The organism is Flavobacterium cupreum, assembly GCF_003996965.1.
Lineage (GTDB): Bacteria > Bacteroidota > Bacteroidia > Flavobacteriales > Flavobacteriaceae > Flavobacterium > Flavobacterium cupreum.
This window is the reverse complement of record NZ_QWDM01000016.1, coordinates 133,548-139,547: the sequence shown is the minus strand read 5'-3', so window position 1 is coordinate 139,547 and position 6,000 is coordinate 133,548. Positions and strand designations below refer to the sequence as shown.

Sequence of the window (6,000 nt, the reverse complement as noted above, 5' to 3'; positions counted from 1 at the left end):
AAAAATATAGTTTTTAATCAAAACGGAGGTGCTCACTTTGCACCGGAATTAGGTGGTCATTTTGAACTGGAATCAGGTGCTCACTTTAAAACGGAATGGGGTGATCAATATAACCGGAATTTGCAATAAAGTGGACGATCTGATAATATTCTCTTTACTAAATAAATTAAATTTTCTTAAGGAATGCAATATCAAACACTTAATTGATTCATTATCAGAAGATGAATATAAAAAAGCAGAACTGATTTACTGTGTTTGGTATTTAATTGCAAACAGATATATAAAGTGTGATTTAAATAAAGATCTAAACTTAAATACTGTGATATGGGCAACTTAAAACTTGACATAGGAGAAAAGGTAGAATACAATGGTAAAAATTGCATAATAGCTAAAACAGTAGATCTCAATGAGATATGCATTGAAGAAGTAGACAGAAATATATTCCGTACGGTAAATATTTCTGCTTTAAACCCTCCAACTGATTATGAACCTGAAAGGCAGCTGCAATCTCTAAATGATAAAGAATGGATTGTTGCAACCAAGAGATTCGAAATAATTAAATCAGTAATAAATACCAAGACAAATCGCCAGCTTATTGACAGTATAGCAAAAAAAAATAATGTAAGTCGAAGTTCTATATATAGATGGTTAAAAAAATATAACAGCTATCAAACCGTATCTTCTTTAGCCCCCACTAAGAAAAATCACAGTAAAAGTAGATTGAATCCGGAAGTTGATAAAATTATTTATGATTCTATTCAAAATGTATATCTTAATAAATCTAAACATTCAATAAATCAGCTATGTCGCGCTACAGAAGAAACTTGCAATAAAAATAATTTTATTTCACCACACAAAAGTACAATTATTAGGAGGTTAAAATCTTTATCGGAAGAGGAAGTTTTACGATCCAGATATGGAAAAAAGAAGGCAGATGAGAAGTTTTTACCAATTATTGGTCATTTCCCCGGTGCCAACTATCCCCTATCTATTGTCCAAGTAGATCACACAATTGTTGATGTAATTCTTGTTGATGAAATTAATCGTATGCCATCACAGAGACCTAATTTAACAATAGCTATTGATGTTTTTAGTAGAATGATCGTTGGATTTTATCTATCTTTTGATCCTCCAGGTGAATTAGGAACAGGGATTTGTATTGTAAATTCAATCATGAGAAAAGAGGACTGGTTAATGAAATTTGGTGTAGAAGGCACATGGCCTTGCTGGGGAATTATGAATACAATTCATGTTGATAATGCAAAAGAATTTAGAGGCAAAATGCTTAGAAAAGCCACTCAAAATTATGGAATGAAATTAGAGTTCAGACCAGTAAAAAATCCAAAATATGGAGGGCATGTTGAAAGGGTAATTGGCACAATTGCTAAAGAAGTCCATGATCTTCCAGGAACTACATTTTCTAATATTTTTGAAAGAGGAGACTATAATTCAATGAAAGAAGCTACTATGACTTTAAATGAATTTGAAAAGTGGCTTCTAGAATTTATCATTAATATTTATCATGTTCGAGAACATAAATCAATCGAAATGTCTCCTCTTCAAAAATATAAAGAGGGGATTATGGGATCCGATATAAACAAACCACTAACAGGTCTCCCCCCAGTAGTAATAAATGAAAAAAGGTTGCGATATGATTTCATGCCATATGTCGAAAGAACTATTCAAGAATATGGGGTGCTAATAAATAGAGTTCTATATTATAATAATGTATTAAAAAAATATATTCATGCACGAGCAGATACATCTAAAAATAAGAAAAAACAACTTTTTATTTTTAGAACTGATCCACGTGATATTAGTAAAATTTATTTTTATGATCCAGTAATTGAAGATTATTTTGAAATACCTTATCGAGATTCTTCGTACCCACCAATTTCAAAATGGGAATTTAACAAAGTAGTTAGATATCTAAAAAAAATTCAAGAAAAAAATATTGATTCAAACAAGATTTTTAGTACTTATCAAAAAATGAAAGACATTGAGAATCAATCAAAAAAAAGTACCAAAAAAAGAAGACTAGAGATAATCCGTAATAATAGCGTTAGCAATATAAAATCAAAATCAACAGAATCAAGTTGCATTATAGAAGATATAAGTGAGGATACATTTAATCCTAATGCGGAACCTTTTAAAAATATAGATTATGAGTGACTTTGCCGAAAAATTAAGTGTACTCTCGGATCAAGAAAGGATTGCCTCTTCATCAAAGTTTAGGTGGATTGGATATACACAATCGGATGAGATATTAAAAAAAATGGAATTTTTAAAAAATTACCCTACGTCGCTTAGAATGCCAAACATTTTGCTAGTTAGTGATTCAAATAATGGTAAAACTCGCATTTTAGATAGATTTGAAAAATTGAATAAATCTTATATAAACGATATAAATGGAGAATTACATATCCCAACATTATACGTAGAAGCTCCAGTAGAACCAGATGAAAGGCGATTGTATAACTTAATTCTAGAAGCTCTATTTGCTCCAATAAATGCTTCAGAAAGAATAGAAATTAGACAGTCACGTGTTATTCACTTATTAAAAAAGACAAATGTAAAGCTGTTAATGATTGATGAGATCCATCATGTATTAGCAGGAACAATGAACAAACAAAGAACTTTTTTAAATATAATAAAATCTTTATCAAATAATACAAAAATTTCAATTGTATGTGCAGGCACAAAGGCAGCATTTAACGCCATAAACACTGACACACAATTAATTAATAGATTTGAACCTTATATATTAGATAATTGGGTGTATAATAACGAATATTCGAAACTTCTTAAAAGCTTCGAGCAAATTTTACCACTTAAAAAGAAATCTGATCTCACAGAAAGTAATATATCCAAACAAATACTTTTTAAAAGTGAGGGTTTAATAGGTGAAATTTCGAAAATTTTAGAATTATCTTCAATATTAGCAATTAATTCTGGACATGAAAAAATTGATTTGGAAATATTAAATGGAATTAGATTTACAGTTCCTTCTAAGAGAAATAGAGAAGATTCTATTTTACGATGAACTTAGATAAACAAATTTGGCCGGGTTATATTCCTCCTGAGAATGATGAATTATTTTCTAGTTGGTTTATCCGATTATGCAATGAGCATAAAATAAAATCTCACAGCTTTTCGAAAATTTATTTTAATAACGCCCCCATATGGAATAGAGATGTGGATTTATACTGTCCAGAACTTATAAAAGAAAAGATTAAAGCTTATACATTTCTATCTAATACTCAAATTGAAAGTTTATTTTTAGATTCCTATCAAGACTTATTATTTAATGAAAACAAAGACAAGCTTTTTACAGTTAATTCTCTTGGAATTTTGCATCGCAAGCGAAAATTAAATGGATTACGATATTGCCCAGGTTGTATTGATGGCGAAAAAATTTATTTTAGAAAAAATTGGAGACTATCAACTTCTTTAGTTTGCAATACATGCAATCTAATGCTTTTAGATAATTGCCCCACTTGTAAAAGTCCTATTTGTTTTCATAGACTAGAGACCGGTTATAAAAGCTCTTTATTAGAATATCCACTGAATATTTGTTGGGTATGCAAAAACAATCTATATATTGATCCTTCAAAAGTTCCTGCTACCGATTTACTCAAACAATATCAAACATATATAGATAATACTCTAATTAATGGTTATAATGATAAAACTCAATATTCTTTTCAATATTTTTACATACTGATTTCATTACAAAAAAAAATAATTTCAAAAAGCAGTGGCTGGTCCAGAATAAAAAATGCCTCTAGAATTGAATACGAATCTATTCTTTGTCAGGTAGACTTTAACAGTAAAGATTTATCCTTACTAAGAAATTCACTCCTTGTATCTTATTTAATTTTACAAAAGTCTCCTAAAAATTTTAAAACTTTTTGCTCTAATTATAACTTAAGATATTCTGATTTTACTAAAGACTTACATAAGGTCCCATTTTGGTTTATTAATTTTTTTAGGGATTCTTTCTAAGCTGCTTTTTTTCGAAATTTCTCAAGTAATTGTTTTATATCTGCAACTTTTTTATTCACCTTATTATCATTACAATAAATATCTCTGGCATCATAACTTAAATAGTCTAAAACATCTATACCGAAATTTTCGATAAAAAAAGATTTATTCTCTTTTAGTGCATACCAAAGAAAAAAATTAGGAAGACGAAAATATTCATATATAACCTTATGAAGAAATATTTTTAAAGTCAAGGGAGTAATTTTTGAATTCTGTTTTTCACTTGATATTAATCCAAGATAATCTCTTAAAAAATCTATTAAGTAAAAATAATTATTTTGATAACTAATTTCAACAATCAAGACATTAAATTTTAAATCATTAACAACAATAATAGTTTCCTTTCTATTAAAAAAAAGTTGATCAATTGCAATAAAATTGACATATTGGGATTTTAGATTTTTGATTAATTCTTCACAAATTAAAAATAGATAATCAGATTTAAAAACATTTGATTTATTGCTGTTTGAGTATAATTTTTGGTGAATGGTTTTTAATTCATCATCACTCATTTGCGTTATAATACTAAGATCAAAAAAAAGAGGGATTTTTTTTAAGAAATAATCTATCGGGAAATAGGTTCCATTATAGTTAGCATCTTCTCGCATATTACTATAACCTTCATGTAATTTACGGTTTCGCCTTTTTTGTACTTCACATACACATTTTATTTTATCTTCTAAATATTGAATTTCAGAAAATCTAGGAACTAGTATCACTTTATCGACGGTAAACAAATTTTCTTTTAAAATTATATTTTCTACTGCATATGTAAAAAAGTAATTCTGATTTTTATGATTAATTATTTTTCCTTTTAATTTGAAATTAGCACCATTAGAAAATGGAATTATTGTACTCAAATAAATACTATCATTTATTTTTCTTAATCTGTTTTGAATTAAATTCATGGTCAAACGATTACCAATTAAATTTATTGATTTTAGTCCTAATGAATTTTTAAGGAAAAAAAATTGAGAGATAGATTTAATTTCACTATTTAATACTTTAGAATTATCATATTCGAAATAACCAGTTTTAGTATTGCCTCTTTCAACTTCACGAAACGAAAACACACTCACCCATTCATTTGATATAATATATTCTGTAAGATTCACCGACTTAAAATAGAGGTAGCTACACATTGCTAGCACCGGGATTATTATTTTAGTAGTAGAACCACTAACATCAATATTTGTTGTAAAATATTCTAATTCATTAGTTAACTTATAAGAAGGGAATGGGTAAACTAAATTTTCGTTTAGGCACTGAATTTTTCCTTTTATAAGTCGTAAATCATAATCTTGATTTATTTCAATAATATCGCAATCATAATTAATCCCTTCTGGAAAATATAATAATCTTCCATATTCATCAAAAATACAACCAATTGAAAAATAACTAGTAAAACTAAATTTCAACTGTACAGTCACTTGGCATTTTTTTTGAAATTCATTAAACTTATCATCTGGTGTATCTTTATTTATAAAATAAAAATCAGCATACTTTATATCGTCTACAATATATACTCCACCAATCCAATTCAGAAACCAATACGAATTCTTTTTAAAGTTTTCTTTTAATTGAAATATATTTGGAATTTCATCATCATTAATTTCCATAAACTTTTTAATTTAAGTAAATAATATAACAATTATACTTATAAACCATTACAATAAAGAAAATTCAGTAAATTATCTTATTTTTTATAATATTTAGATAAAGAATTTACTCGAACCTAATGAGTACTTATTACTTATTTTGTATTTTAATATTAAGAATTTAAAAAAGAATTTAATAAAAACACAAGAATGAATAGTCCTTTAAAGAAATAAATAAGGAAAAGTGATTGGACAATTGTATTTATTAAAACATTGTTTTTGAGTCATTTATTTTTTAAACTATGCCCTAAATTAAGGCAAATGATAAAATTAATCTTATAGCTAGTTAAAATCCAAT

Annotated in this window: 5 protein-coding genes; 4 read left to right on the top strand and 1 reads right to left on the bottom strand. The window is 27.2% G+C overall.

From position 1 onward, the window contains the following. Positions 1 to 52 precede the first annotated feature (52 nt). From D0817_RS26540 to D0817_RS20630, 4 genes are read left to right on the top strand one after another with little or no spacing between them, the layout of a single operon-like run. Entirely contained in the window at positions 53 to 337 is a 285-nt protein-coding gene (locus D0817_RS26540; RefSeq protein ID WP_127340251.1) for a TnsA endonuclease C-terminal domain-containing protein, read from the top strand. Beyond that, on the top strand, positions 325 to 2,172 hold the full coding sequence (locus D0817_RS20640; protein ID WP_127340250.1) for a TnsB C-terminal domain-containing protein: 1,848 nt from the start codon (positions 325 to 327) through the stop codon (positions 2,170 to 2,172). The genes D0817_RS26540 and D0817_RS20640 overlap by 13 nt, the downstream gene beginning before the upstream one ends. Next, positions 2,165 to 3,043 carry a TniB family NTP-binding protein gene (locus D0817_RS20635; RefSeq protein WP_127340249.1) on the top strand — a complete coding sequence of 293 codons (879 nt, stop codon included), beginning with the start codon at positions 2,165 to 2,167 and terminating at the stop codon, positions 3,041 to 3,043. Before D0817_RS20640 ends, D0817_RS20635 begins: the two co-directional genes overlap by 8 nt. Beyond that, entirely contained in the window at positions 3,040 to 4,005 is a 966-nt protein-coding gene (locus tag D0817_RS20630; RefSeq protein ID WP_127340248.1) for a TniQ family protein, read from the top strand. The genes D0817_RS20635 and D0817_RS20630 overlap by 4 nt, the downstream gene beginning before the upstream one ends. Here D0817_RS20630 and D0817_RS20625 read toward each other — a convergent pair. Continuing rightward, the gene (locus D0817_RS20625; RefSeq protein WP_127340247.1) at positions 4,002 to 5,663 is read right to left on the bottom strand and encodes a hypothetical protein; all 1,662 of its coding nucleotides are present in this window, start codon (positions 5,661 to 5,663) and stop codon (positions 4,002 to 4,004) included. The genes D0817_RS20630 and D0817_RS20625 overlap by 4 nt on opposite strands. Between the last annotated feature and the right edge of the window lie 337 nt (positions 5,664 to 6,000).